This window comes from Micromonospora sp. LA-10, from assembly GCF_051853095.1.
Classification (GTDB): Bacteria; Actinomycetota; Actinomycetes; order Mycobacteriales; family Micromonosporaceae; genus Micromonospora; species Micromonospora echinospora_A.
The window spans coordinates 5,099,535-5,124,936 of the sequence record NZ_CP195710.1; the positions used below are offsets into that span (position 1 = coordinate 5,099,535).

At 73.8% G+C, this 25,402-nt stretch carries 28 protein-coding genes; 21 read left to right on the plus strand and 7 right to left on the minus strand.

Going from position 1 to position 25,402, the window contains the following annotated elements; genetic code table 11:
• Positions 1-14: 14 nt before the first annotated feature.
• The 4 genes from rplU (at position 15) to ACSDG8_RS24060 (ending at position 2,645) form a co-directional block, all read left to right on the plus strand.
• Positions 15-329, plus strand: coding sequence for a 50S ribosomal protein L21 (rplU, locus tag ACSDG8_RS24045; RefSeq protein WP_018787289.1), 315 nt, complete (start codon positions 15-17; stop codon positions 327-329).
• Positions 330-340: 11 nt separating this feature from the next.
• Entirely contained in the window at positions 341-595 is a 255-nt protein-coding gene (gene rpmA, locus ACSDG8_RS24050) for a 50S ribosomal protein L27 (RefSeq protein WP_013288010.1), read from the plus strand.
• An 89-nt stretch (positions 596-684) separates the two neighbouring features.
• Positions 685-2,136: a GTPase ObgE gene (gene obgE, locus ACSDG8_RS24055; protein ID WP_210898035.1), complete on the plus strand. Its 1,452-nt coding sequence runs from the start codon at positions 685-687 to the stop codon at positions 2,134-2,136.
• A 59-nt stretch (positions 2,137-2,195) separates the two neighbouring features.
• Positions 2,196-2,645: a GNAT family N-acetyltransferase gene (locus tag ACSDG8_RS24060; RefSeq protein WP_064448720.1), complete on the plus strand. Its 450-nt coding sequence runs from the start codon at positions 2,196-2,198 to the stop codon at positions 2,643-2,645.
• A gap of 3 nt (positions 2,646-2,648) precedes the next feature.
• On the opposite strand, the gene ACSDG8_RS24065 is transcribed toward ACSDG8_RS24060, so the two are convergent.
• Positions 2,649-3,308 (minus strand): DUF6766 family protein, encoded by a 660-nt coding sequence (locus tag ACSDG8_RS24065; RefSeq protein WP_210898037.1) that lies wholly within the window; start codon positions 3,306-3,308, stop codon positions 2,649-2,651.
• An 85-nt stretch (positions 3,309-3,393) separates the two neighbouring features.
• A complete protein-coding gene (locus ACSDG8_RS24070; RefSeq protein WP_210898206.1) occupies positions 3,394-3,858 on the minus strand; it encodes a DUF4383 domain-containing protein in 465 nt (154 codons plus the stop codon).
• A 209-nt stretch (positions 3,859-4,067) separates the two neighbouring features.
• Here ACSDG8_RS24070 and ACSDG8_RS24075 point away from each other — a divergent pair, with 209 nt between their 5' ends.
• The 3 genes from ACSDG8_RS24075 to ACSDG8_RS24085 are packed head-to-tail and all read left to right on the plus strand — an operon-like array spanning position 4,068 to position 5,969.
• A complete protein-coding gene (locus ACSDG8_RS24075; protein ID WP_210898039.1) occupies positions 4,068-4,850 on the plus strand; it encodes a hypothetical protein in 783 nt (260 codons plus the stop codon).
• 31 nt (positions 4,851-4,881) lie between these two features.
• A complete protein-coding gene (locus tag ACSDG8_RS24080) occupies positions 4,882-5,334 on the plus strand; it encodes a phage holin family protein (protein WP_210898041.1) in 453 nt (150 codons plus the stop codon).
• A complete protein-coding gene (locus ACSDG8_RS24085) occupies positions 5,331-5,969 on the plus strand; it encodes a DUF3618 domain-containing protein (protein ID WP_073831866.1) in 639 nt (212 codons plus the stop codon). The genes ACSDG8_RS24080 and ACSDG8_RS24085 overlap by 4 nt, the downstream gene beginning before the upstream one ends.
• 16 nt (positions 5,970-5,985) lie before the next feature.
• Here ACSDG8_RS24085 and ACSDG8_RS24090 read toward each other — a convergent pair whose 3' ends face one another.
• Entirely contained in the window at positions 5,986-7,107 is a 1,122-nt protein-coding gene (locus tag ACSDG8_RS24090) for a glycosyltransferase (RefSeq protein ID WP_247679337.1), read from the minus strand.
• 129 nt (positions 7,108-7,236) lie between these two features.
• On the opposite strand from ACSDG8_RS24090, the gene ACSDG8_RS24095 reads away from it, so the two are divergent.
• Together ACSDG8_RS24095 and ACSDG8_RS24100 are read left to right on the plus strand one after the other, a co-directional pair.
• Entirely contained in the window at positions 7,237-7,875 is a 639-nt protein-coding gene (locus ACSDG8_RS24095) for an SRPBCC family protein (RefSeq protein WP_210898043.1), read from the plus strand.
• Complete coding sequence (locus ACSDG8_RS24100) at positions 7,872-9,050, plus strand: zinc-dependent alcohol dehydrogenase (RefSeq protein WP_210898045.1); 1,179 nt, start codon at positions 7,872-7,874, stop codon at positions 9,048-9,050. Before ACSDG8_RS24095 ends, ACSDG8_RS24100 begins: the two co-directional genes overlap by 4 nt.
• A 22-nt stretch (positions 9,051-9,072) precedes the next feature.
• Here the strand turns inward: ACSDG8_RS24100 and ACSDG8_RS24105 are convergent, their stop codons facing one another.
• Positions 9,073-10,356: a cytochrome P450 gene (locus ACSDG8_RS24105; protein ID WP_210898047.1), complete on the minus strand. Its 1,284-nt coding sequence runs from the start codon at positions 10,354-10,356 to the stop codon at positions 9,073-9,075.
• A 239-nt stretch (positions 10,357-10,595) separates the two neighbouring features.
• Between ACSDG8_RS24105 and ACSDG8_RS24110 the strand changes: the two genes are divergently transcribed.
• Positions 10,596-10,982 carry a hypothetical protein gene (locus tag ACSDG8_RS24110; RefSeq protein WP_210898049.1) on the plus strand — a complete coding sequence of 129 codons (387 nt, stop codon included), beginning with the start codon at positions 10,596-10,598 and terminating at the stop codon, positions 10,980-10,982.
• Between the two features lie 7 nt (positions 10,983-10,989).
• Here ACSDG8_RS24110 and ACSDG8_RS24115 read toward each other — a convergent pair whose 3' ends face one another.
• A complete protein-coding gene (locus tag ACSDG8_RS24115) occupies positions 10,990-11,208 on the minus strand; it encodes a DUF397 domain-containing protein (protein WP_030503096.1) in 219 nt (72 codons plus the stop codon).
• A 67-nt stretch (positions 11,209-11,275) separates the two neighbouring features.
• Here ACSDG8_RS24115 and pepN point away from each other — a divergent pair, with 67 nt between their 5' ends.
• From pepN to ACSDG8_RS24165, 10 genes are all read left to right on the plus strand, one after another.
• A complete protein-coding gene (gene pepN / locus ACSDG8_RS24120) occupies positions 11,276-13,792 on the plus strand; it encodes an aminopeptidase N (protein ID WP_210898051.1) in 2,517 nt (838 codons plus the stop codon).
• Positions 13,793-13,881: 89 nt separating this feature from the next.
• A complete protein-coding gene (gene nadD, locus ACSDG8_RS24125; RefSeq protein ID WP_030503098.1) occupies positions 13,882-14,478 on the plus strand; it encodes a nicotinate-nucleotide adenylyltransferase in 597 nt (198 codons plus the stop codon).
• A gap of 110 nt (positions 14,479-14,588) precedes the next feature.
• Positions 14,589-14,993 carry a ribosome silencing factor gene (rsfS, locus tag ACSDG8_RS24130; RefSeq protein ID WP_210898053.1) on the plus strand — a complete coding sequence of 135 codons (405 nt, stop codon included), beginning with the start codon at positions 14,589-14,591 and terminating at the stop codon, positions 14,991-14,993.
• Positions 14,990-15,619 carry a histidine phosphatase family protein gene (locus ACSDG8_RS24135; protein WP_210898055.1) on the plus strand — a complete coding sequence of 210 codons (630 nt, stop codon included), beginning with the start codon at positions 14,990-14,992 and terminating at the stop codon, positions 15,617-15,619. The genes rsfS and ACSDG8_RS24135 overlap by 4 nt, the downstream gene beginning before the upstream one ends.
• Positions 15,620-15,667: 48 nt before the next feature.
• Complete coding sequence (locus ACSDG8_RS24140; protein ID WP_210898057.1) at positions 15,668-16,519, plus strand: DegV family protein; 852 nt, start codon at positions 15,668-15,670, stop codon at positions 16,517-16,519.
• Between the two features lie 64 nt (positions 16,520-16,583).
• Positions 16,584-17,360 (plus strand): SDR family NAD(P)-dependent oxidoreductase, encoded by a 777-nt coding sequence (locus ACSDG8_RS24145; RefSeq protein WP_210898059.1) that lies wholly within the window; start codon positions 16,584-16,586, stop codon positions 17,358-17,360.
• Positions 17,361-17,847: 487 nt separating this feature from the next.
• Positions 17,848-18,702, plus strand: coding sequence for a ComEA family DNA-binding protein (locus ACSDG8_RS24150; RefSeq protein WP_247679339.1), 855 nt, complete (start codon positions 17,848-17,850; stop codon positions 18,700-18,702).
• On the plus strand, positions 18,699-21,113 hold the full coding sequence (locus ACSDG8_RS24155; protein ID WP_374223576.1) for a ComEC/Rec2 family competence protein: 2,415 nt from the start codon (positions 18,699-18,701) through the stop codon (positions 21,111-21,113). The genes ACSDG8_RS24150 and ACSDG8_RS24155 overlap by 4 nt, the downstream gene beginning before the upstream one ends.
• A gap of 122 nt (positions 21,114-21,235) precedes the next feature.
• On the plus strand, positions 21,236-22,216 hold the full coding sequence (holA, locus tag ACSDG8_RS24160; RefSeq protein ID WP_210898063.1) for a DNA polymerase III subunit delta: 981 nt from the start codon (positions 21,236-21,238) through the stop codon (positions 22,214-22,216).
• On the plus strand, positions 22,213-22,644 hold the full coding sequence (locus tag ACSDG8_RS24165; RefSeq protein WP_210898065.1) for a hypothetical protein: 432 nt from the start codon (positions 22,213-22,215) through the stop codon (positions 22,642-22,644). Before holA ends, ACSDG8_RS24165 begins: the two co-directional genes overlap by 4 nt.
• Positions 22,645-22,818: 174 nt before the next feature.
• Here ACSDG8_RS24165 and rpsT read toward each other — a convergent pair whose 3' ends face one another.
• Both rpsT and ACSDG8_RS24175 read right to left on the minus strand, forming a co-directional pair.
• Complete coding sequence (rpsT, locus tag ACSDG8_RS24170; protein ID WP_030503107.1) at positions 22,819-23,085, minus strand: 30S ribosomal protein S20; 267 nt, start codon at positions 23,083-23,085, stop codon at positions 22,819-22,821.
• 676 nt (positions 23,086-23,761) lie between these two features.
• Positions 23,762-24,766 (minus strand): phosphotransferase family protein, encoded by a 1,005-nt coding sequence (locus tag ACSDG8_RS24175; protein ID WP_210898067.1) that lies wholly within the window; start codon positions 24,764-24,766, stop codon positions 23,762-23,764.
• Positions 24,767-24,856: 90 nt separating this feature from the next.
• Here ACSDG8_RS24175 and ACSDG8_RS24180 point away from each other — a divergent pair, with 90 nt between their 5' ends.
• Positions 24,857-25,393 (plus strand): DUF4240 domain-containing protein, encoded by a 537-nt coding sequence (locus ACSDG8_RS24180; protein WP_210898069.1) that lies wholly within the window; start codon positions 24,857-24,859, stop codon positions 25,391-25,393.
• Positions 25,394-25,402: the final 9 nt, after the last annotated feature.

Here is a 25,402-nt window from a genome sequence, read left to right on the forward strand (position 1 = left end):
GGAGTCCGCCTCCGATGTACGCGATCGTCAAGACCGGCGGCAAGCAGTACAAGGTCGCCGAGGGCGACGTGATCGAGGTCGAGAAGCTCGCCGGTGCCCCCGGCGACGCGGTGAAGCTCACCGCGGTGCTCCTCGTCGACGGTGACGACCTGGTGACCGACGCGGCGAAGCTCGCCAAGGTCGCGGTGTCCGGCGAGATCGCCGCGCACACCAAGGGCCCGAAGATCCGGATCCACAAGTTCAAGAACAAGACCGGCTACCACAAGCGCCAGGGTCACCGCCAGCCGCTGACCCAGGTCAAGGTGACCGGCATCTCCAGCGGGAAGTAGGTCGTCCTCCAATGGCTCACAAAAAGGGTGCGTCCAGCTCGCGTAACGGCCGTGACTCCGCGGCCCAGCGACTCGGCGTGAAGCGCTTCGGTGGTCAGGTCGTCAGCGCGGGTGAGATCCTCATCCGTCAGCGTGGCACCAAGTTCCACCCCGGTGACCTGGTCGGCCGTGGCGGCGACGACACGCTGTTCGCGCTGGCCGCCGGCTCGGTGCAGTTCGGCACCAAGCGCGGTCGCAAGACCGTCAGCATCGTGCCTCAGCAGTAGTTCTCAAGCGAAGCGGGCCGCGGACCTCGAGTCCCGGCCCGCTTCGCTTTTCCACGTGCGGGGCGGACCCCGCTGGAAGGATTGGCGTCGTGACGACGTTCGTTGACCGGGTCGTCCTGCACATGCAGGCCGGCGACGGCGGGCACGGCTGTGTCTCGATCCACCGGGAGAAGTTCAAGCCGTTCGGCGGGCCGGACGGCGGCAACGGCGGGCACGGCGGCAGCGTGTCCCTGGTGGTCGACGCGCAGGTCACCACGCTGCTCGACTTCCACTTCCGGCCCCACCTGAAGGCCGAGAACGGCAAGGGCGGGGCCGGCTCGAACCGGGACGGCGCCAACGGCCGCGACCTGGTCATCAAGGTGCCGAACGGCACCGTCGTGCAGAGCCTCGACGGCGAGGTCCTGGCCGACCTGGTCGGCGTGGGCACCACGTTCGAGGCGGCCCGGGGCGGCCGGGGCGGGCGCGGCAACGCCTCGCTGGCGAACGCCCGCCGCAAGGCGCCCGGCTTCGCCGAGCTGGGTGAGCCCGGCGACCGGCTGGACGTGGTGCTGGAGCTCAAGAGCGTCGCCGACGTGGGCCTGGTCGGCTTCCCGTCGGCCGGCAAGTCGTCGCTGATCTCGGTGATCTCCGCGGCCAAGCCGAAGATCGCCGACTACCCGTTCACCACGCTGGTGCCGAACCTGGGCGTGGTCCGCGTGGACAACCACACCTTCACCGTCGCCGACGTGCCGGGCCTGATCCCCGGCGCGGCCAGCGGCAAGGGCCTGGGCCTGGAGTTCCTCCGCCACGTCGAGCGCTGCGCCGTGCTGGTGCACGTGATCGACACCGCGACGCTGGAGCCCGGCCGCGACCCGCTCGCCGACATCGACGCCATCGAGTCGGAGCTGTCCCAGTACGGCGGTCTCGCCGACCGGCCCCGGCTGGTCGCGCTCAACAAGGTCGACGTGCCCGACGGCAAGGACCTCGCCGACATCGTCCGCCCCGACCTGGAGGCGCGCGGCCTGCGGGTGTTCGACGTCTCCACCGCCACCCGTGAGGGCCTGCGCGAGCTGACGTACGCGATGGCGGAACTGGTCGACGAGGGTCGCCGCGCCGCGCCGCCGGCCGAGCCGACCCGGATCGTGATCCGCCCGAAGGCGGTCGACGACGCCGGCTTCACCATCGAGGCCGAGGACGACGGCTCGTACACGGTGCGCGGCAGCCGGCCGGAGCGCTGGGTGAAGCAGACCAACTTCGACAACGACGAGGCAGTGGGTTACCTGGCCGACCGGCTGGCCCGCCTCGGCGTCGAGGAGAAGCTCGCGAAGGCCGGCGCGCAGGCCGGCGACCTGGTACGCATCGGCGACCGGGAGTTCGACTGGCAGCCGACGCTCTACGCCGGTGCCGACTTCGTGCCCGGTAACCGGGGCACCGACGTACGGCTGGAGGAGAAGTCGAACCGCCCGTCGGCGTCCGACCGGCTGGCGGCCCGCAAGGCCCGCCGGGTCCGGCCGGAGGACGAGATCGAGGCCGCGCCGGCGGCGGAGGCGGACGCCGAGTAGCCGTTTGCGGGACGGTGGCGGGAAACCTGCGCGAAATCCGGCGGATCTAGCGTACGGGCATGTTGATCGAGTCCCGTCCCGCCACCGACCCGGAGATCGCCGCGCTCGTCGTCGCCCAGCAGCGGGAGCTGCGCGACGCGGACGGCGGGCTGGACGGCCAGGTGACAGTCGTGCACACCGACATCCACTACCTGGCCGCTGTGGTCGGTGGCCGGGCGGTCGGCTGCGGTGGGCTCCAGGCGCTCGACGCCGACACCGGTGAGCTGAAGCGGATGTACGTGCGACCGGCGTTCCGGGGACGGGGCATCGCCCGGCAGTTGCTCGTCGCGCTGGAGGAACTGGCGTTCCGGGCGGGCCACCGGACGGTGTGCCTGGAGACGGGCACGTACCTGCCGGCCGCGATCTCGCTCTACCGGTCCAGCGGCTACGAGCCGATCCCGGTCTACGGCGAGTACGTGGACAACCCGTACAGCGTCTGTTTCGCCAAGCGGCTGCCGGTCGCGGCCTGACGCTCAGGCGCTGGTCTGCGCGTGCGGCGCGGTGACCGGCTTGGACTCGGGGCTGGCGTGCTGGCGCAGCACGATGCTGAGCAGGATCAGCACGCCGACGGCGAGGAACTCGCTCTGCCAGTTCTGCATGGACTGGAACCAGAAGTCGCTGGCGCCGAGGAACTGCCAGGCGCTGATCGGGGCCGCGCCGCTCTCCAGTGCCTGCTCCTGGTTGTAGGCGGCCACGCCGCCGAACAGGTGCCCCAGGAACGAGCCACCGAAGATCATCAGAAGCGCGACGGCGAGGCTGTTGCGGTAGATGACCAGCGGCAGCCCGCCGACGCGTACCGGCCAGGGCGAGTCGGGGCGGGCGTGGTCCCGGTTGTCCTCCGGGCGGTCCGTCTGGCCCTGCGGCTTCGACTCGGCCGAGCCCTTCTGCACCAGGTACGCGGTGAGCAGCACGTAGCCGCCCATCTGGAGGAACTCCGACTCCCAGTTCTCGAACACCGCCTCGGCGAAGTGCCCGGTGCCCAGGTAGGCCCACCAGCTCAGCGGCTCGACGCCGTACCGGGTCAACTCCTCGTTGTGCACCTGCCAGCCGAAGAAGCTCTGCAGCAGCAGGAAGACCAGGAACGCGCCGAGCATCGCCACCGAGAGCATGTTGTCGCGCAACCACCGTGGCATCGTCGGACCTCCTCGCCGCGTTCGCGGTTGCCCTCCTGCCCGGCGTAGGGCCCGGACAAACGCCTGCCCGGCGTGTCGCGCCTGGTCAGGGCCGGTCGAACGGGGCCTTCACCGGGGTGCCGGTGCCCAGGTTGTTGTTGAGCAGCAGGCCGGCGGCGAGCATGCCGAAACCGAGGAACAGATGCAGCCAGTTGTCGGCGTCGTTCACCGGCACGAAGTTGACAGCGGTGTCCCGGTCGATGGCGAAGCCGTACAGCCACAGCACCAGGTAGAGCGCGCCGCCGCCGGCCAGGAACAACCGCGCCCCGGCCAGCCGCCGGGCCATCACCAGACCGACCAGGCCGAACAGCAGGTGCACCAGGTTGTGCAGCACCGAGATCTGGAACACCCCGAGCAGCTTCGCCTCGGAGTGGTGCCCGGCGAACGTCATCTCGCCGTAGTGCGTGGTGATGCCGGGCACGAAGCCGAGCACGCCGATCAGCGCGAAGACGGCTGCCGCCGCGAGGGCGACCTTCTGCACCGCAGGCCGCGCGGGCGCGTGTTCGCGCACGTCACGTGCCATCCCTGTCACCCCCGTGGACTCGCCGCCGCCCGAGCGGGCAGGCATTCCATTCTCTGACCGGAGCGGGTCGCTCCCGCAGAGAAATCACGAATGAGGCATGGACCGGTCGGCCTGGGGTAGGGCGATTGTCAAGCGGAAACAAATCCGCGTGACCCCCCGAGAACACCCGCTGGAAACACACGAGCGGAAGGGACATCATGACTCAGGATCTTTCCCCGACTTCGGCCACGTACCAGTCGACGAACGGCGGCGGCGTGCGTGACCAGGCCCGCCAGGTCGGCTCCGACGCCGCGAGCGCCGGTGGCGCGGTCGCCCAGACCGCCAAGGAGCAGGGCCAGGAGGTGGTGGGCGAGGCCAAGCGACAGGCCCGCGACCTCTACAGCGAGACCCGCACCCAGGTCACCGCGCAGGCCGGTCAGCAGCAGCAGCGCGCCGCCAGTGGCCTGCGGTCGCTGGCCGACGAGATGCGCACCATGGCGCAGCAGGGTGGCGGCTCCGGGCCGGTCACCGAGCTGGCCCACCAGGCGGCCGAGCGGGTGCACGGCGTGGCCGGCTGGCTGGAGCAGCGTGAGCCGGGCGACCTGCTCAACGAGGTGAAGAGCTACGCCCGCCGCAACCCCGGCACGTTCCTCGTCGGCGCCGCGCTGCTCGGCGTGGTCGCCGGACGGCTCACCCGCAACATCGCCGCCATCGGCGACGACAGCGGGGCGCGGCCGGCGTACGACCCGGACCGCACCGCCGTGATCCCGACCGCGCGCGAGGTGCCGGACCAGGTGCCGCCGGGCGGCTACCTCGACCCGACGCCGGGCAGCTACGCCGAGCCGGACCCGGGCTACTCCGCGCCGGGCGCGACCTACCCGGGTGGCGGCGCCCCGAACACCTGGGCCGACCCGGCTGGTGGCACCGGTCAGCCGCTGCCGCCGCCGGAGCGCACCGACCCTCTGCCGGGCGTCCCGTCCACCGGCGCTCCCCGCCCGTGACCCGCCGCACTGGCAGAAGGGAGGCGACGGCATGACCGTACCCACGCAGGACCCCGGCTATCAGGCGGCCGGCGCGCCGCACCACGCCGACGAGGTGCGCGGCAGCTCGCTCGGTGACCTGATGCGTCAGGTCACCACCGACCTGTCCACGCTGATGCGGCAGGAGGTGGAGCTGGCCAAGGCCGAGATCCGCCAGGAGGGCAAGAAGGCGGGCAAGGCCGCCGGCCTGTTCGGCGGCGCCGGCTTCGGCGGCTACATGGTGGCGCTCTTCGTCTCCATCGCGATCTGGCAGTTCCTCGACAACGTCATGGACTCCGGGCTGGCCGCGCTGATCGTGGCAGTGGTCTGGGCCGCGGTCGCCGCGGTCCTGTACTCGATGGGCAAGAAGAACGCTGAGCGGATCCGCGGCCTGAAGCAGACGAACGACAGCGTGCAGCGCATCCCCGACGCGCTCAAGCCGCACCCGGAGGGAGTCACCCGATGAGCACCGACCCCGAGCAGATCCGCCGCGAGATCGAAGCCACCCGTAACAACCTCAGCTCGGACGTGGACGCCCTGGCGTACAAGGTCAGCCCGAGCCGCATCGTCGACGACCGCAAGCAGCGCGTACGCAGTGCGCTGACCAACGTGAAGGACAAGGTGATGGGAACCGCATCGGACCTCGGCCACAGCACCGGCCACGCCGCCCACTCGGTGGGCGACCACGCCTCCTCGATGGCCTCGACTGTGGGCGACAAGGCGCACTCGGCCGCCTCGACCGTCGGTGACGCCGCCCAGCGCGCTCCGCAGGTGCTGCGGCGCAAGTCCGAGGGCAACCCGATCGCCGCCGGCGTGATCGCCTTCGGCGTCGGCATGCTGGTCTCCTCGCTGATTCCGGCCACCCGCCGCGAGCAGCAGGTCGCCGCGCAGGTCAAGGAGAAGGCGGCCGAGCACGGTGGCGTGGTCAAGGAGAAGCTCGGCGAGGTCGCCGGTGAGCTGAAGGAGGAGCTGCGCGAGCCCGCGCAGCACGCCGCCGAGTCGGTGAAGGCGACCGCGCAGGACGCCGCGCACGCGGTCAAGGACGACGGCCGCGCCGCCGCGCAGGACGTGCGGCACAGCGCCGAGCAGGTGCGGTCCTGAACGTCCGCGCCCTCGGTTAGGAAGGGCCCCTTCTTATCGCCAGGCGATAAGAAGGGGCCCCTCCTTTCACCTCGGCGGGCGCCGCGCCGGTCTCCACCCAGAGCACCAGCTCGTCGGGGCGGCGACGGCTCATCCGCCGGCGCAGCGCACCTGTGGAGTTGGCCGCCACCCGCAGCCGGGCGCCCGCGTAGGGCACCCCGCCGCGCAGCCGCCGGCCCAGCGCCAGCCACGCGCACAGCCCGCGCTCCAGCGCCCAGACGGGCGCGGCCAGGCTGGTGTGCGCCGGGAACACCTTCGCGCCGCCGGCCCGTCGCCGGCCCAGCTCCGCAACCGCAACTGTCGCCAGTCCGGCGCGCAGCAGCAGTCCGGGCCGGCGGGTGGCGAGCGCGACAGCCGTCGCCGGCAGCACCGCCAGCGCGGCCAGCAGCCACGCCGGCCGGGCCGTCTCGTCGTACGCCTGGCGAACGCGCTGCCCGAGGAAGTGCGCTGCGGTGGGCGGGATCCGCCGCACGTACAGCCACGCCGGGGTGGCCGTGCTGCCGCCGTACGCGCGCACGGTCCGGACCAGCTCCAGGTTCTCGAAGAGCACGTCCGGGTCGTAGCCGCCCATCGCCAGGAACGTGCCCCGCCGCACCGCGAGGGTGCCCGGCCAGTCCCCGCCGAGCGCGCGGGCGAGCAACGTCCGGCCGGTGTCCCACCAGGCGTGCCAGGGCAGCGGCTCGAAGTGGTTCTGCGGCCGGACCAGGTCCACCCCGTCCAGCATCTGGTGCACCGCGCACAGGGCCGGCAGGTCGTACCGGACGTCGTCGTCGGCGATCACCACGTGCTCGTGGCGGGCCAGCGCGACGCCGGTGAGCACCCCGAGCACCTTGCCGTTGCGTCCGCGCAGCGCCGGGTCCGGCGGCACGTGCCGGGCCAGCCCGCGCCAGGCGTCGGCGTGCCGGGCGAACAGTTCCGGCGGCGACGCGTCGACCACGACCACGTCGACCCAGCGGTTCAGCTCGCGCAGGTACCCGGTCAGCTCGTCCAGGCCATCGTCGTCGTGGGCGCGCAGCGGCAGCACGTACGCCATCGGGAGCCGGACCGGCGCGGACGCGGCGGTCTCGTCACACACGTGCGCGGCGGTCGGTCTGGTCACGTCGCCTCCCCTCGTGTCGGATCACGCGACTTGCCCGGAATGCGGCTGCTGAAACCGTTTCGGACGTCCCGCGTCGGGTAGCGCAGCCGGATACGGACGGTCCGAGTCGTTCGAGGCGGAGGAGACGTGATGAGCAGGAACGCGACCAGGTGGGCGCTGGCCGGCGCCGCCACGGTGACCGCGCTCGGGATCACCCGGACGGTGGCCCGGCGGCGGCACCGGCACCAACCCGACCGCGAGGACGGCTGGTACGTGGTGCGCCGCGGCATCACCGTGGACCGGCCGGTCGACGCGGTGATCGGGTTCTGGACCGACCGGGAACGGCTCGACCGCGGCCTGGCCGAGTGGGCGACGCTGGAGCAGCTCGACGCGAACCGGTGGCGCTGCGTGGCGGCCGACCCGGCCGGCGGCGGCGCCGAGTGGCGGGCCGAGATCACCGTCGACGGCCCGGGCCGGTTGAGCTGGCGGGTCACCGACGGGCCGGTGGCCCAGCGCGGCCGGGTCGAGCTGGTGACCGCGCCGCAGGACCGGGGCACCGAGATCCGGGCCGAGCTGCGCTGGCGTTCCGGACCGATCCGGCGCGCGGTCGGGCTGGCCGGTGGAACCGACCCGGACCTGGGGCTGCGCACCACGCTGCGCCGGATCAAGTCGCTGATCGAGACGGGGCAGGTGCTGGACACCCGGCACGACCCGTCCGGGCGCAGCCCGCGCCAGGAGCGGGCGACGGACAAGGTACGCGAGAAGCTGATGGTGGGAGGACGACCGTGAGGGCGCTGTGCTGGGAGGGTGTCGGGAAGCTGGCCGTGCGGGACGTGCCGGAGCCGACCATCAGGTCGGCCGGCGACATCATCGTCAAGGTGCGCGCGAGCAGCGTGTGCGGCTCCGACCTGCACCTGATCAACGGCTACCTGCCGGCGATGCGTGAGGGGGACGTCCTCGGCCACGAGTTCATGGGCGAGGTGGTCGAGACCGGCCCGGACGTGCGGCGCATCTCCGTCGGCGACCGGGTCGTGGTCGGGTCCGTGGTGGCCTGCGGCTCGTGCTGGTACTGCCGCACCGAGCAGTTCTCGCTCTGCGACAACTCCAACCCGCAGCCGGTCTTCACCGAGAAGCTGTGGGGCCACTCGCCGGCGGGCATCCTCGGCTACTCGCACGCGGCCGGCGGCTACTCGGGCAGCCACGCCGAGTACATCCGGGTGCCGTTCGGCGACGTCGGCGCGTTCACCGTGCCGGACGGGGTCCCGGACGACTCGGTGGTGTTCGCCTCCGACGCGATGCCGACGGGCTGGATGGCGGCCGACTTCTGCAGCCTCAAGGGCGGCGAGGTGGTGGCGGTCTGGGGCGCCGGTGGGGTCGGGCAGATGGCGGCCCGGTCCGCGCAGATCCTCGGCGCCGAGCGGGTCGTGGTCATCGACCGGCTGCCGGAACGGCTCGACACCGCGGCGCAGCGCCTCGGCGTGGAGACCATCAACTACGCCGAGACCGACGTGCTGGAGGCGCTGCGGGAGATGACCGCCGGGCGCGGCCCGGACGCCTGCATCGAGGCCGTCGGCATGGAGTCGCACGACGTCGGCCCGGCGTACGCGTACGACAAGGCCAAGCAGACGGTACGCGCGCAGACCGACCGGCCCACCTCGGTCCGGCAGGCCATCATGGCGGCTCGTAAGGGCGGCACGGTGAGCATCGTCGGCGTGTACGGCGGACTGGTGGACAAGTTCCCGCTCGGCGCGGCCATGAACAAGGCCCTGGTGCTGCGGATGGGGCAGATGCACGCCCAGCGCTACATCCCGATGCTGCTGGACCGGGTCGCGGCCGGTGAGATCGACCCCGGCTACCTGGCCACCCACCCGATGTCGCTGGAGCAGGGCGCCCGGGGTTACGAGATCTTCGAGAAGAAGGAGGACGGCTGCCTGCGTACCGTGCTGCACCCGCAGGCCGCCTGACCGACGAAGGGTGTGCGCCCGTTCAGCGCAGCGGGCGCACCCCGTCGGCCCGATGTGCCCCGTCGACCGGGCGTACGCCGTCGAGCACCAGTCCGCTGGGCGGCAGCGCCGGCATGGCGCCCAGGTCGAGCGCCAGGTCCTGCGGCGGTACGCGGTAGTCCATCGCGCCGGTCAGGTTCGTCACGGCCCGTTTCATCAGCTCGATGGTGATCCACTCACCGGCGCAGCGGTGGCCGGTGAAGTGGTCGCCGCCGCCCTGCGGGATCAGGCCGAACGGGTCGTCGCGCCACCCGGTGAAGCGCTCCGGACGGAACCGCTCCGGCTCCGGCCACAGGTCGGGGTGGTGGTTGGTGCCGTACAGGTCGAGCAGCACCCGCCGGCCCTGCGGGAACGTGTGTCCCCGCCACTGGAACGAGCGGCGTACCCGGGCCGCGGTGACCGGGAAGAACGGGTAGTAGCGGCGTACCTCCTGCACGAACCGCTCGGTCGCGGCGTCGTCGCCGGGCAGCCGGTCCCGCCAGTGCGGGTGGTCGTGCAGTGCCAGCGCGGCGAAGACCACGTACCGGTCCACCGCGACGGTGGGGCGCAGCACGTTGAGCAGCTCCACAGCGGCGATCCGGCGGGGCAGCGGCCGTCCCCGCTCGTCCCGGTGCCCGGCGACGACCGCCAGCGCGCTGCCCTCCGGGGCGGGCACCGTGCCCGCGCGTACCCCTTCGATCAGGTCACCGGCCCAGCGTTGCGCGCGGCGGCGGGCGAGCCGTCCGCGCCAGTGCCGGGGGCCCAGCGCGGCCGGGGCCTCGATCATCGCGTGCATCTCGGCGGTGCGGCGCGGCACGTCGGCCTCGGCCAGCGGCACCCCGGCCCAGGCCCAGACGGTACGGGTAAGGATCTCGCCCACCTCGTCGTAGAGCACCACCGGTCCGGTGCGGGACCACGCCGGGATTCGGGCCCGCCACTGCTCGTCGAAGATCTCCCCGAGGCGGCGGATCGCGGCCTGCGTCATGATCGACATGAACATCGCCTTGCGGACCCGGTGCGCCTGGCCGTCGAGGCCCTGCACGCCGCCCACACCGGTGAGCGTGCGCTGTCCGCGCATCGGCATGGCGCCGTGCCGTACGAACCGTTCCTCGTCGTAGAACAGCTCGGCGGCGTCCCGGCCGCGCAGGCAGATCGTCGGTCTCAGCAGCAGCCGGGTCTGGAAGATGTCGGTACCGAGGCGGTCGCAGCGGGAACCGATGAAGCGGTATCCCTCCCGGATGAAGGCGAGTGTGCTGTCCGGGCTCCGGTCGCTCGGCGTGGTGCTCATGTCGACTGCTCCTGACGCGGTTCGGCGGCGCTGCCTACCTACCCCGGGCAGCGCTGCCGAACCCTCTATCTCAGCAGCTCAGGCCGTATGGGGGAGGGGCCAGGCGGGCGGGCGGACGCTGGCCCCTCCCCGGGGCCGGAAAAGCTGGTTCCCTCGGTGTACGCGGACCGGCGGCGACCGGTCCGGCACCCGCCGGCGTGGTGTCCGGCGGTGGTCACCGGCGACGGGGGAGGGCACGGATGCGTGACGACAGGGCGGTGCGGCGGCACCGCGAGGCGTTGGCCGGGCTACGCGGCGACGGCCGCGACGGCACGCTGATCGGCGGTCCCCGGCGCGCCGGGGCCCGCCCACCGCGGTACTTCACCGTGCACCTGGGCTTCACCGCCACCGATCCCGCCGTCGCGCGCGAGCAGGCGGTGGCGTACGCGGAAGCGCTCGGCCTGCTCCGCCCGGAGCTGGCGCTCGGCGCGGCGGCCCTGTCCCCGGCGGACGCCTGGCACCGGGCCGAGCGGTTGTTTTGCGACGCCGTCGGGCCCGACGGCGAGCGCTGCGCGGACGTGGCCGGCCATCCGGGCTTCCACCACGCGCCCGGTCCGGGCGGGCTCGGCTGGGGCGACGGTGACTGAGCCGCGCTCAGTCCAGGTCGAACTCGCCGTCCTGGGCGCCCGCCACGAAGGCGTCCCACTCGGCCTGGGTGAAGACCAGCACCGGGCCGTCCGGCTCGGCGGAGTTGCGCATGCCGATCAGGTCGTCCACGAAGGCCACCTCGACCGCGCCCTCGGAGGTGTCCCCCTCCGCCCGTTGCCAGACCGCCCGGGAACTGTCGAAATCGCCCTTGGGGTGCTGACCCATCGCTGCTCCTTCATCGCCTTGCGTAACGAGAGGGTCCCGAGCGGACCTCATCGGGCAGGATAAGCGGATGCCGAGCCTCACCCGTGCAGAGGCGACCGCGCGCCGCGCGTCGATCGATGTCGAGTCCTATCACGTGGACCTCGACCTGACCGGCGACGCCGAGCGGTTCCGCTCCGCCGTCACCATCCGGTTCCGGGCCACCCCCGGCGCCGAGACCTTCGTCGACGTCAAGCCCCGCCGACTCCTCACCGCCCGCCTCAACGGCAGCGACCTCGACCCGGCCCTGCTCGCCGGCGATCGGCTGCCGCTGACCGGCCTGGCCGCCACGAACACGCTCACCGTCGAGGCCGAGATGGCCTACTCCAACACCGGCGAAGGGCTGCACCGCTTCGTCGACCCGGCCGACGGCGAGACCTACCTCTACGCGATGTCCTTCCTGGACGACGGTCCGCGCATCTTCGCCGCGTTCGACCAGCCCGACCTGAAGGCGCCGGTGACGCTGACCGTCACCGCCCCGCCGGAGTGGACGGTGGCCGCCAACGGGCCGCTCGCCGACCGGCCCGAGCCGGGGCGCTGGGAGTTCGCCGCCACCGAGCCGCTCGCCACCTACTTCGTCACGCTGATCGCCGGGCCGTGGCACGTGCTGCGCGCCGAGCACGACGGCATCCCGCTCGGCCTCTACTGCCGGCGCTCGCTCGCCGCCCACCTGGACGCCGACGCCGACGAGATCTTCACCGTCACCCGCCAGTGCCTCGACCGCTTCCACGAGCTGTTCGCCGAGCGTTACCCGTTCGGCAAGTACGACCAGGCGTTCGTGCCCGAGTTCAACGCCGGCGCGATGGAGAACCCGGGCCTGGTCACGATCCGCGACGACTACGTCTTCCGCTCGGCGGTCACCGACACCCAACGGGAGCTGCGCGCCACCACCATCGCCCACGAGATGGCGCACATGTGGTTCGGCGACCTGGTCACCATGAGCTGGTGGGACGACCTCTGGCTCAACGAGTCGTTCGCCGACTACCTCGGCACCCGGGTCACCGCCGAGGCGACCCGCTTCGACCGGGCGTGGACCACGTTCGCCAGCCGCCGCAAGGCCTGGGGCTACACCGCCGACCAGCGCCCCTCCACCCACCCGGTCGCGCCGGAGGAGGTCGCCGACGCCGCCCAGGCGCTGCTCAACTTCGACGGCATCTCGTACGCCAAGGGCGCCAGCGTGCTGCGCCAGCTCGTCGCCTGGCTCGGCGACGACGCGTTCCTGGCCGGGCTGAACGCGCACTTCGCCGCGCACCGGTTCGGCAACGCCACGCTCGCCGACCTGCTGTCCAGCCTGGGCGCCGCGAGCGGCCGCGACCTGGACGGCTGGGCCGAGCGCTGGCTGCGCCGCGCGCAGGTGAACACGCTGCGGATCGACACCGCTGTGGACACCGACGGGCGGTGGACCGACGTGGCGATCGTGCAGACCGCCCCGGCGAGCCATCCGGTCCTGCGGCCGCACCGCATCGGCGTGGCCCACCACACCGCCGACGGCCCGGCCCGCCGGTACGACGTCGACCTCGACCCGGACGCCGACGGCGGCCGTACGCCGCTGCCCGAGCTGGTCGGGCAGCCCGCCACCGGGCTGCTGCTGCCGAACGCCGGTGACCTGACGTTCGCCAAGATCCGGCTCGATCCGGCCTCGGCGGACGCGGTGCCGACGCTGCTGCCCGGGCTCGCCGACCCGCTGGCCCGGGCGCTGCTCTGGGGCGAGGCGCTGGACGCGGTCACCGACGGGGAGCGTCCGGCGGGCGCGCTGGCCGCGCTGATCGGCGCGGCGCTGCCCGCCGAGACCGAGGTGACGATCGTCGAGGACGTGCTGCTGCTCAGTCGCCGGCTGATCGACCGCTACCTGGACCCGCTCGCCCGGGACGCGGCGCTGTTGCGGGTGGCGACCGCCTGCGCGGCGCTGCTCGACTCGGCTTCCACGGGCGGCTCGTTGCAGCTCGCCGCGGCGCGGGGCCTGATCGCCGCCACCACCGACACCGCGTTGCTCACCGGCTGGCTGGCCGGCAAGGAGGTGCCGCCGGGGCTGGCCGTGGACACCGACCTGCGCTGGGCGGTGCTGCGCCGGCTGGTGGTGCTCGGCGCGGCCGGTACGCCGCAGATCGACGCCGAGGCCGACGCCGACCGCAGCGCCACCGGCGCCGAGCAGGCCGCCGCGTGCCGGGCGGCGCTGCCCGACGCCGACGCGAAGCGGGCCGCCTGGGAGATCGTCACCCGCAGCACCGAACCGTCCAACCGCCTGGTCGAGGCGGCCGCCGAGGGCTTCTGGCAGCCCGAGCAGGCCGAGCTGACCGCCGGGTACGTGCAGCGCTACTTCACCGACATGCCGGCGGCGGCGCGCCTGCGTACCCCGTGGGTGGCCGACGCGGTCACGGTGGCCGCCTATCCCCGCTACGCCGTGGCACAGACCACCCGGGAGCTGGCCGTGGCGCTGCTGGCCCGCGACGACCTGACGCCCGGCCTGCGGCGGTGGGTGACCGACCTGGACGACGACATGCGCCGGGCGCTCGTGGCGCGGACGGCGGTGGCCGCCGCGTCGGCCTGAGCAGGGAGCGCGCCGGGTGGGGGACCGCCCGGCGCGCTCGACCGCGGACCCCGCCCAGGGCTGTCGGGCGGGCGGCCTACGATCGCTGGGTGGAGGAAGACATCCGGCGGGTCGGCATCATGGGCGGCACGTTCGACCCGATCCACCACGGGCACCTGGTGGCGGCGAGCGAGGTGGCCGACCGGTTCGGTCTGGACGAGGTGGTCTTCGTGCCGACCGGACAGCCGTGGCAGAAGGCGGAGGAAGCGGTCACCCCGGCCGAGGACCGTTATCTGATGACGGTGATCGCCACCGCCTCCAACCCGCGTTTCCAGGTGAGCCGGGTCGACATCGACCGCGGTGGCCCCACCTACACCGTCGACACGCTGCGCGACCTGCACGCCGAGTACGGCGCGAAGGCGCAGCTGTTCTTCATCACCGGCGCGGACGCGTTGGAGCGCATCCTCTCCTGGAAGGACCTGGACGAGGCGCTCGAACTGGCCCACTTCATCGGCGTGACCCGGCCCGGCTTCGAACTCACGGACAAGCACCTGCCGGCCGACTCGGTAAGCCTGGTGCAGGTGCCCGCGATGGCGATCTCCTCGACCGACTGCCGCGCGCGCGTCGCCCGGGGCGAACCGGTGTGGTACCTGGTGCCCGACGGTGTGGTGCAGTACATCGCGAAACGGCGGCTCTATCAGCGGTGATTCCGCCCTTTATGTTCCCGTTCATGCCTGAAATCGACCAGAACTGACAAGTCGCCGCACCGCCGGGTGTGAGAGGCTTGGAGAGTCGCACGGTTGATCGAAGGAGAACGGTGACAGTTTCCGAGCGCGCGCACGAGCTGGCGATTGCCGCCGCCCAGGCCGCGGCCGACAAGAAGGCACAGGACATCGTCATCATCGACGTGGGCGACCAGCTCGCGATCACCGACGCGTTCCTGCTGGCCGCCGCTCCGAACGAGCGTCAGGTGCTCGCCATCGTCGACGCCATCGAGGAGCGCCTGCTGGAGCTGCCGGAGAAGGCCAAGCCGGTACGCCGCGAAGGCGAGCGGGGCGGCCGCTGGGTGCTGCTCGACTACGTCGACATCGTGGTCCACGTCCAGCACACCGAGGAGCGCGAGTTCTACGCGCTCGACCGGCTCTGGAAGGACTGCCCGCAGATCCCGTTCACCGATCGCGACCTGGCCGACTCGGCCGCCGGCACCGCCACCGCCGAATGACCCGTCTGATCATCTGGCGGCACGGCAACACCGACTGGAACGCCGCGAGCCGCGTCCAGGGCCAGACCGACGTGCCCCTCAACGACCTCGGTCGCGAGCAGGCCCACGCGGCCGCCCCGGTGCTCGCCGCGCTGCGCCCCGACGCGATCGTCGCCAGCGACCTGCGCCGGGCCGCCGACACCGCCGCCGCGCTCGCGGCGCTGACCGGGCTGCCGGTCCGCACTGACGCCCGGCTGCGGGAACGGCACTTCGGCCAGTGGCAGGGCCTCACCCTGACCGAGGCCGCCGAGCGGTTCCCCGACGAGTACGCCCGCTGGCGGGCCGGCGACCCCGACCCCGGCGCCGGCATCGAGAGCCTGCACGACCTGGGCGAACGGCTCGGCGCCGCGTTCCGGGACGCCGCCGGCCTGGCCACCGGCGGCACGGTCGTGGTGACCACGCACGGCGGCGGCGCCCGGCAGGGCGTCGGGCACCTGCTCGGCTGGGACCACACGGTGCTGCGCAGCCTCGGCTCGCTGGCGAACTGCCACTGGACCGAACTGCGCCACAACGACGTCCGGGGCTGGCACCTGCGGGCGCACAACGTCGGTCTGGTGACCCAGGCGGCGCTCACCGACGCGGTCTGACACCTCCGGCCCCGGCGCGTCACAGCGCCATCGGCTAGCGTGCCGGTCATGCCCGTCGCGGTCGTCACCGACTCCACCGCCTATCTGCCCTCCGACCTGGCCCGCGCACGCGGGCTCACAGTCGTCCCGCTGACCGTCGTCCTCAACGGCGCCGAAGGGCTGGAGGGCGTCGAGACCTCACCCGCCGACGCCACCCGCGCGCTGAGCGGCCGGCGGGTCTCGGTGAGCACGTCCCGGCCCGCGCCGGAACAGTTCGCGCAGGTCTACCGCACGCTGCTCGCCGAGGGCGCCGACGGCGTGGTGTCGGTGCACCTGTCCGCCGAACTGTCCGGCACCGTCGAGGCCGCCCGGCTGGCCGCCGCCGAGGTCGGCGACGACCGCGTCACCGTCGTGGACAGCCGATCCACCGGCATGGGCCTCGGCTTCCCGGCGCTCGCCGCCGCCGCGGCCGCCGCGGCGGGCGCCGACCTGACCGGGGTACGCGACGCGGCGCTGGACGCGGTCGCCCGGACCACCATCTACTTCTACGTCGACACGCTGGAGTTCCTGCGCCGGGGCGGCCGGATCAACGCGGCCGAGGCGCTGCTCGGCACCGCCCTGTCGGTGAAGCCCATCATGCACATGCCGGACGGCGCGATCGTGGTGAAGGACAAGGTCCGTACCGCCAGCCGGGGAGTCGCGCGTCTGGTCGACCTCGCCGTCGAGGCAGCCGGCGACGCCCAGGTGGACGTCGCGGTGCACCACCTCGCCGCGCCGCAGCGGGCCGAGCAGTTGCTGACGGCGCTGACCGAGCGGCTGGGCGACCGGCTGCACGACACGTACGTCACCGAGGCCGGAGCGGTGGTCGCGGCGCACGCCGGGCCCGGGCTCGCGTGTGTGGTGGTCCACCGCCGGCCCTGACCGCGCTGCTTCTGCTGATGCCGCCACCTCCCCGCATCGGCGTGGATCTTTGTAGGGTGGTCTGATGAGCCCACTGTCGTACGTCGTCACCGGCGGCGGGCGCGGCGTCGGACGGGCCATCGTCGAACGTTTGGCCGCCGACGGCGGCACAGTGGTGGTGGTCGAGCGGGACACCAGCGCGCTGGACTGGCTGGCCGGGCATCCGCTCGCCGACCGGCTGCACGCCGTGACCGGGGACGCCGGCGACGAGACGGTCACCGGCCGGGCCGCCGACCGCGCCGAGGCGTACGCGCCGCTGGCCGGCTGGGTCAACAACGCCGCCGTCTTCCGCGACGCCGACCTGCACCGCGCACCCGCGAGCGAGGTGGTCGACCTGATCGCGCTCAACCTGCGGCCCGCCGTGGCCGGGTCCGGCACCGCCGTACGCCGGTTCCTGGCCGCCCGGACCGGCGGCGCGATCGTCAACGTCTCCTCCCACCAGGCCCGCCGGGCGGTGCGGGGCGCGCTGCCGTACGCCACCGCCAAGGCCGCTGTGGAGGGGCTGACCCGGGCGCTCGCCGTCGACTACGGCCCCCACGGGATCCGCGCCAACGCGGTGGCGCTCGGCTCCGTCCACACCGAACGGCACGCCGCCTACCTGGCCGGACTCGAACCGGCCGAGGTGGCGCACGTCGACGCGGAGATGGCCCGGCTGCACCCGCTCGGCCGGATCGGGCGCACCGACGAGGTGGCCGAGGTGGTCGCGTTCCTGCTCTCCGACCGCGCGTCGTTCGTCAACGGCGCGGTCGTGCCGGTGGACGGGGGACGGGCCGCGCTCGGCCTGGACCCGGAGGCGCGCTGACCCCGCCTGCTCGTTCTCGGCCGCCTAGCACAGCCACTGCTTGATCGGGTGTCTGTCCACAGTCATCCGGTTGTCCACAGGTGAACGGTCACCGGCCGACGCGGGGCGAGTTGCCGCCGTAGCGTCCCGAGCCGTGCCAGACGACGAGGAGACGACGGTACGGCGGCGGCTCGCCCGGCTGTTCGGGTCCGCGCAAGCCGCTGCCGTCCCGCCGATCCCCGCCGACCGCGTGGGCGAGCCCGGCCGGGCGGCGGGATCCTCGCGGCGCTCCCTGCCCGGGCCGGACCACGAGCACGGGCCAGTCTTCAGCGGCGGGTCCGGCGCGGGGGAGGCCGCGTCGCCCGCAGCGCGGCCGGCTGAGCCGGCGGGTCCAGAGCATGCCGCTCGTGAAGCTGGGCCGGGTTTGCCGGGCCGGCTCGGTTCGGCTTTCGGGCCTGGGCTCGGATCGTCGGGCCGGCTCGGTTCGGCTTTCGGGCCTGGGCTGGGCTTGCCGGATCGGCTGGGTACGGCTTTCGGGGCTGGGCCCCGTGAGGCCGAGCCGGGTCTCGGGCTGCGTCCCGGTTCCCCGGAGCGCGACGGCGGGCGGGAGCACCCGCTCCGGGCGAACCCGTGGTCCGCCGAGCCGGACGCCGACGACGGCCCGCCCAACGATGCCCCGGCGGTCGCGCGCGGCCTGGCGTCCCGGCTGCCCGGACCCGGTGCGTTCGACCCGGGCCGTCGGGGTGTCCGTGCGCTCGCGGCGGTGGCGGCAGTGGTGGTCGTGGTGGCCGCCGTCTGGGCCTGGCGCTCGCGTCCGAGCACCGAACCCGTCCCGCCGGCGGCGGCGTCCTCCGAGGCGCCGGTGGGTGCCGTGACCGACGAGGTCACCGGAGTGCCCGCGTCAGGCGGCTCACCCGGTCAGGTGGTCGTCGCGGTGGCCGGCAAGGTCCGCCGCCCCGGCCTGGTCCGGCTGCCGGCCGGGGCCCGGCTGGCCGACGCCGTCGAGGCGGCAGGCGGCGCTCTGCCCGGCGTCGACGTGGCGCTGCTCAACCCCGCCCGCAAGGTCACCGACGGCGAGCTGATCCTGGTCGGCGTGACCGCCCCACCGGGACCGGCCGGGCCCGCCGCGGCGGGTGCCGGCGGCGCGCCGGATGGTCCGGCGGCGCCGGCCGGGCCGGTCAACCTGAACACCGCGACGCTCGCCCAGCTCGACGCGCTGCCGGGCGTGGGTCCAGTGCTCGCCCAGCGGATCCTCGACCACCGGGACCAGCACGGCGGCTTCCGGTCCGTGTCCGACCTGCGCCAGGTCGACGGCATCGGCGACGCCAGGTACGAGCAGCTCAAGGAACTGGTGACGGTGTGAACGCCCGGCGTGCCGCTGCCTCGCCCGTCCCCGACAGTGGCCCTGCGCCAGTCCACGACGTGCCCGACCTGCGGCTGGCCGGATTGGCGGTGGCCACATGGCTCGCCGCGCTGGCCGGACTGCACCTCACCGTCCGGGCGACCGTGTGGGTGGCCGCCGTCGCCGCCGCGCTCGCGCTTCTGGCGGGCCTGCGCCTGTACGGCGTGCTTGGTCGGCCGGGGGAACCGGCCCGCCGTTACGGCTGGATCGTGGTCGCCGTGCTGCTGGGGGTGGTCTGTGGGGCGGCCGCCACCGGCGCCCGGCTCGCGATCCGCGACGCCACAGCGGTACGCGCGCTGGTCACCGAAGGCGCAGTGGTCACCGCCGATCTGGTGCTGCGGGACGATCCGCGTCCGATACGCGGCGCACCCGGCCGGCCACCGATGCTGCTGATCCGAGTCGACCTGGTCCGCGCCACCGGAGGCGACGGCGCGCGGGTCACCGGCCCGGTACGCGCGCTGGTGCTGGCCACCGACCCGGCCTGGCGGCCACTGCTGCCGGGTCAGCGGGTCACCACCCAGGGGCGGCTTTCCGCCCCACGCGGCGGTGACCTGACAGCCGCCGTGCTCTCCGCCGCCGACCCGCCCACGCTGCGGGGCAGCGCGTCCTGGCCGCAGCGGGCGGCCGGTGTGCTGCGGTCGGGCCTCCAACGCGCCTGTGAGCCGCTGCCGGACGCGCCGGGCGGGCTGCTGCCCGGACTCGTGGTGGGGGACACCAGCCGGCTGCTGCCCGAGGTGGAGGAGGACTTCCGGGCCACCGGGATGACGCACCTCAACGCGGTGTCCGGCTCCAACGTGGCGATTGTCGTCGGTGCGGTGCTGCTGCTGGCCCGCTGGGCGCGCGCCGGTCCGCGTACCGCCGCCACGCTGTGTGTGCTCGCCCTGGTCGGGTTCGTCATCCTGGTACGGCCCTCGCCGAGCGTGGTGCGCGCCGCCGCGATGGGTGCGATCGGGCTCGCCGCGCTGGCGGCCGGGCGGTCCCGGTCGGCGCTGCCCGCGCTCGCCGCGGCGGTCACCGGGCTGATCCTGAACGACCCGGACCTCGCGGGCGACCCGGGGTTCGCGTTGTCGGTCTGTGCCACCGGGGGACTGCTGCTGCTCGCGCCGGGATGGCGGGACGCGCTGCGCCGCCGGGGCGTACCGCCCGGGCTGGCCGAGGCGCTCGCGGTGCCGGCCGCCGCGCAGCTCGCCTGCGGCCCGGTGATCGCCGGACTGTCCGCGACGGTGAGTCTGGTGGCGGTGCCGGCGAACCTGCTGGCGGTGCCGGCCGTCGCGCCGGCCACTGTGCTCGGCGTGCTGGCGGCGGTGCTGTCGCCGGTGTGGCCGGGCGGTGCGGAGTTCCTGGCCTGGCTGGCGAGTTGGCCGGCGCGCTGGCTGGTGGCGGTCGCCGGGTACGGGGCGGACCTGCCGGCCGGGAACCTGCCCTGGGCGGGCGGGGTGGCCGGCGCTCTGCTGCTGGCGGCGGTGAGCGTGGCGCTGCTGCTCGCCTTTCGCCGACGTAGGGCCCGGCGGCTGATCGTGGTCGTCACGGTGGCGGTGGTGCTCGGCGCGGCGCCGATCCGGTTGCTGGCCTCCGGCTGGCCGCCGCGCGGCTGGGTGGTGGTGGCGTGCGCGGTGGGGCAGGGGGACGCGGTGGTGCTGCCGGTCGCGGCCGGCCGGGCCGTGGTGGTGGACGCCGGACCGGACCCGTCCGGCGTGGACGCCTGCCTGCGCCGCCTTCGCGTACGTGAGGTGTCGCTGCTGGTGGTCAGTCACTTCCACGTCGACCACATCGGTGGCGTGGCCGGGGTGTTCCGGGGACGGCGGGTGGGCGCGGTGGTGGGTCCGTCCTGGTCCGAGCCGCCCTACGGGGTCGCCCAGGTCCGCGAGGCGGCCCGCCGCGCCGGTGCGCCGCTCGCTGCCGCGCAGGCGGGCTGGCGATGGCGGGCGGGAGCGGTGGACCTGGTCGCGACCGGGCCGCCGTACCCGCTGCGGGGCAGCCGGTCGGATCCGAACAACAACTCGCTGGTCGTGACCGCCACCGTGGCCGGGGTACGGATCCTGCTCGCCGGTGACGCCGAGACGGAGGAGCAGCGGGCGATGCTGGAGACGATGCCGGCCGCCGCGATCAGGGCCGACGTGCTGAAGGTGGCCCACCACGGCTCGGCGTACCAGGATCCGGAGTTCCTCGCCGCGGTGCGGCCGGCGGTGGCGCTCGTGTGCGTGGGCGCCGACAACGACTACGGGCATCCGAACGCGGGGCTGCTGGACCGGTTGGCCCGGGGCGGCGCGCGGGTGCTGCGTACCGACACCGGCGGTGACCTGGCCGCTGTTCGCGTCGGCGCCGGCCTCGCCGTGGTGACGCGCGGCCCCGATCCGGTACGACAGCGATGAGCCGGCGAATCTTGTTGGGGTAAATGAGGGATCAAGGCAAATGTCTGGATTTGCGCTGAGTGCGGGCTGCGCCGTCACGGTCCCCGATGAGCAGGCCCGATCGGGTCGGAGGGCGTGCGAGTATGGGCGACGTGACCCCCGCCGACCTGCCCCCTATTGTGCTCGTCCTCGGCGACGAGGAGCTGCTCGCCACGCGAGCGGTCACCGAAGCCGTCGCCCGGGCCCGCGAGGTGGACCCCGACGTGGACGTGCGGGAATACCAGGCCGGCACGCTGACCGTCGGCGAGATCGCCGAGATGCTCAGCCCGTCGCTGTTCGGCGGCCGCCGGGTGCTGGTGCTCCGCTCCGGCCAGGACGCCCGCAAGGACCTGTCCGCCGCGCTGCTGGCGTACGCGAAGAATCCCGACCCGGACGTGCAGCTCGTGGTGCTGCACCTGGGCGGGGCCAAGGGCAAGGCGTTCGCCGACGGGCTGCGGGCGGCCGGCGCCACAGTGGTGCCGGCGATGAAGCTCAAGGGCGACCGGGAACGGGCCGCCTTCGTGCGGGACGAGATCCGCCGCAACGGTGGCAAGTGCACGCCGGACGCGGCCGACGCCCTGGTCGCGGCGGTCGGCAACGACATGCGTGAGCTGGCCGCCGCCTGCTCGCAGCTGCTCGCCGACACGGACGGGCGGATCGGCGCGGACACGGTGGCCCGCTACTACCGGGGACGGGCCGAGGTGACCGGCTTCACGGTGGCCGACGCGACGATGATCGGCGACGTGCCCGGCGCGCTGGAGGCGCTGCGGTGGGCGTTGCACGTCGGCGTCGATCCGGTGCCGATCGCCGACGCGCTGGCCGACGGCGTACGGACCGTCGCCCGCGTCGCCGCCGCCGGGCGGGGAAGCGCGTTCCAGCTGGCCAAGACGCTGGGCATGCCGACCTGGAAGATCGAGAAGGCGCAGGTGCGTGCCCGGGGCTGGACGCCGGAGGGCCTGGTCGAGGCGATGCGGGTCGCAGCCGAGTGCAACGCGGCGGTCAAGGGCGGCGCCGACGACCGGGCGTACGCGCTGGAGCGAGCCGTGTTCTCGGTCGCCGCGGCCCGGCAGGGCGGCGCCCGGTGACCCGATCGTGGTCGACGGTGGCCACGGACGAGGAGCGGTACCGCCCGCTCTACGCCCGGGTGCTGGGCCTGCGCTTCGTCAACCCGGGCGGGGTGCTCTGCTTCCTGTTCTTCGAGGGCGCCATGGCGCTCGCCGTGCTGCTCGCGCTCGCCGAACTGGTGAGCTGGTGGGCGGTGCTGGTGCTGCCGATCGCGGTGGCCGCGATGGTCAAGCTCAACGACGTGGTCGCCGAGATGGTCGTCCGCACTGCGGCGCTGGTGCCGGAGCAGGAGCGGGACCGCTTCCGCAGGCAGATGGAGCCGGTTGTCGGCCGGGCCCGGGTGCCCGCGAGCGCTCGCGCGTTGCCGGGCGGCATGACCACCGACTCGCGGGGCGTCCGCTACCACCATCCGCAACGCGCGACGTTCGACCGCCCAGGCGAGCGCTAGCAGCGCCTCCCGCTGCCCACGGGGCCCTGCGCCGCGTCGTGCGGAGATCTTGGTGCGGAACCGCCCCTCCGAGGGCCATTTCATACCAAGATCGGCGACGTCATCGGAGTGTGGACAGGCGGAAGCCCCGGAGCTCGATGGCCCCGGGGCTTCCGGTCGTATCTGCGGTGCCGGTCAGGCAGAGAACGAGGCGACGCGCTTGGCGATCGCCGACTTCCGGTTTGCCGCCTGGTTGGCGTGGATGACACCCTTGCTGGCCGCCTTGTCCAGCTTCCGGGTGGCCTCACGCATCAGTACGGTGGCCTTCTCGGCGTCGCCCGCCTCGGCAGCCTCGTGGAACTTCCGGATGGCGGTCTTCAGCGACGACTTGACCGACTTGTTACGCAGCCGGCGCTTCTCGTTCTGCCGGTTGCGCTTGATCTGGGACTTGATGTTCGCCACGCGACAGCCTCGTCTTGATAGCTCGGGTTGGTCTGCATTCGCGCACGACGAGCATGCGTCATCGCCGCGCGAAAAGCCAGGCTACCAGGTCGGTCCCGGACGAGCCAAAACGCCTCCGGCCGGGCCCACCGATCCCGCCCTCAACATGCCGTGGCAACCGGGGCAAACGCCAGGCCGACCGGCCTTCCAAGGCTGGTCGAGCGGCGCCACCTCGGGGAGGTGGCGTGGTCAGCGCCCGTGCGATACCGCCACTTCCCCGTACTGGTGTGGATCGAGGCGAGAGGGTCGGTGGGGTGGGGTCGGGGCCGGGGTGATGCCACCACTTCCCCGTGCTGGTGTGGATCAAGGGGTGAGGGGTCCGGTTTGGGGGTGTGGGTGGTCCGAGCGGAGCACCACTTCGGGGAGGTGGTGGGGTCAGGGCCCGTGTGATGCCGCCACTTCCCCGTACTGGTGTGGATCAAGGGCGAGCGGTCAGGTGGAGTGCTTCGCCAGTTCGGGGAGGTGGGGGTCAAACGGCTGTGTGATCTGGCCACCTCCCCGAACTGGTGTGGATCAAGGGTTGAGGGGCCGGTTCGCGGGGTGGAGGCGGCTTGACCGGGTCGGGTGGGCCACCACTTCGGGGAGGTGGTGTGGTCAGGGCCGGTGTGATGCCACCACCTCCCCGTACTGGTGTCGATCAAGGGGAAGGGGCGGGGCGCGTCCAGGACCAGCCTCGCCGCTCGGCCAGCCAGCCGAGTGCCTGCTCGCCGCTCCAGCGCTGGTGGGCGCGCAGGTGCGGGGACGCCGTCGACGGTCCGGCAGCGGCTCCGGTCAGGTAGTAGCCGGCCAGCGCGGCCAGCGTCACGTCCAGCGCGTCCCTGGGTGCGCCCGCCGCGGCCGGGTGCCCGGCGAACGCGGCGTCCGCGTCCAGGCCGCTGGCATACGCGGTGAGCAGCAGCCCGGCCAGGTCGAACCAGCCCGGCCCGTGGCAGAGCCACGGCCAGTCGCAGAGCCAGGCGCGCCCGTCCGCGTCGATCAGGAGGTTGTCCACCCGCAGGTCGCCGTGGGCGAGCCCGGGGGCCGCGTCGGCGTACCCGGGCAGGCGCGACTCCAGCGCCACCAGCTCGGCCAGCGGGGCGCCGGCCGCCGGCTCGGGCAGCGGCTCACGCCCGGCGGCCACCTCGCCCCACCAGAGGATGTCGTCGCGGGCCAGGTCCGCGAGGCGGGGCAGCGGGAGCGCGGCCAGCTCCGCGGGCGGTTCGGCGAGGGCGGCGGCCACCTCGGCGTACGTGGCCAGGGCGGCGTCCAGCTCGGCCGGCGCCCAGGGCAGCCGGGGGGTGTGTCCGTCGATCGCGTCGAGCGCGAGCGCGTACCAGCCGGACTCGGTGAGCGCCCAGCGCGGCCGGGGCACCGCCAGGCCGGCCGGGAGACGGGCCAGGATCGCCGCCTCGTGGGCGTACCAGTCGACCAGGTGCCGCTGCCCGTCCAGCGCCGCCGCCTTGACGAACACGCGCTCACCGGCGGGACCGGTCAGTACGGCGGCGAAGCCGCTGGTGAACCCGCCGGCTGCCAACCGGACCGCAGCCGGCGGGCCGCCGAGCCGGGCGGCCAGCGCGTCCCGCAGCCCGGCCGGCAGGTCGGCCCAGCCTGGCCGCACGGCCGTCGACCCGTACGGAACCGGCGGGAGTGAGATCGCGCGCACCGCACCATGCTGCCGCACGCGGGGCCGTGCCCGGCGCACCGAACGCGCACCGCGGACCACTCGTCGGAGGGCTCTGCCAGACTGCCCACCATGAGGACCGACGAGTTCTGGCAGCTGATCGACGAGGCCCGCGCCGGGGCCGGGGGAGAGCCCGACGCCGTCGCCGCCCGGGCGGTCGCGCTGCTGGCCGCGCGCGACCCGGAGGAGATCGTCGGGTACGCCCACCACCAGCGGCGGGTGCTCGCCGCCTCCTACCGGGTCGACCTCTGGGGCGCGGCGTACCTGATCAACGGGGGCGCGTCCGACGACGGCTTCGAGTATTTCCGGGGCTGGCTGATGACCCAGGGCCGGGCGGTGTTCGCCAAGGCGGTCGGCGACCCGGACTCGCTCGCCGAGCTGCCGCAGGTTCGGTCGGCGGCGCTCAGCGGCGAGGAGTTCGAGTGCGAGCAGATGCTGGCGGTGCCGTGGGACGCGTACCGGAAGGCCACCGCGACCGATCTGCCGGCCGAGCGTGACCCGGTGCCGGTGCCCGACCTGAACGACTTCTGGGACTTCGACGACGAGGACGAGGCCCGTCGCCGGCTGCCGAGGCTGGCCACCCTCTTCGTCGAGCCACCCGTCGAATAGCCCTGGAGT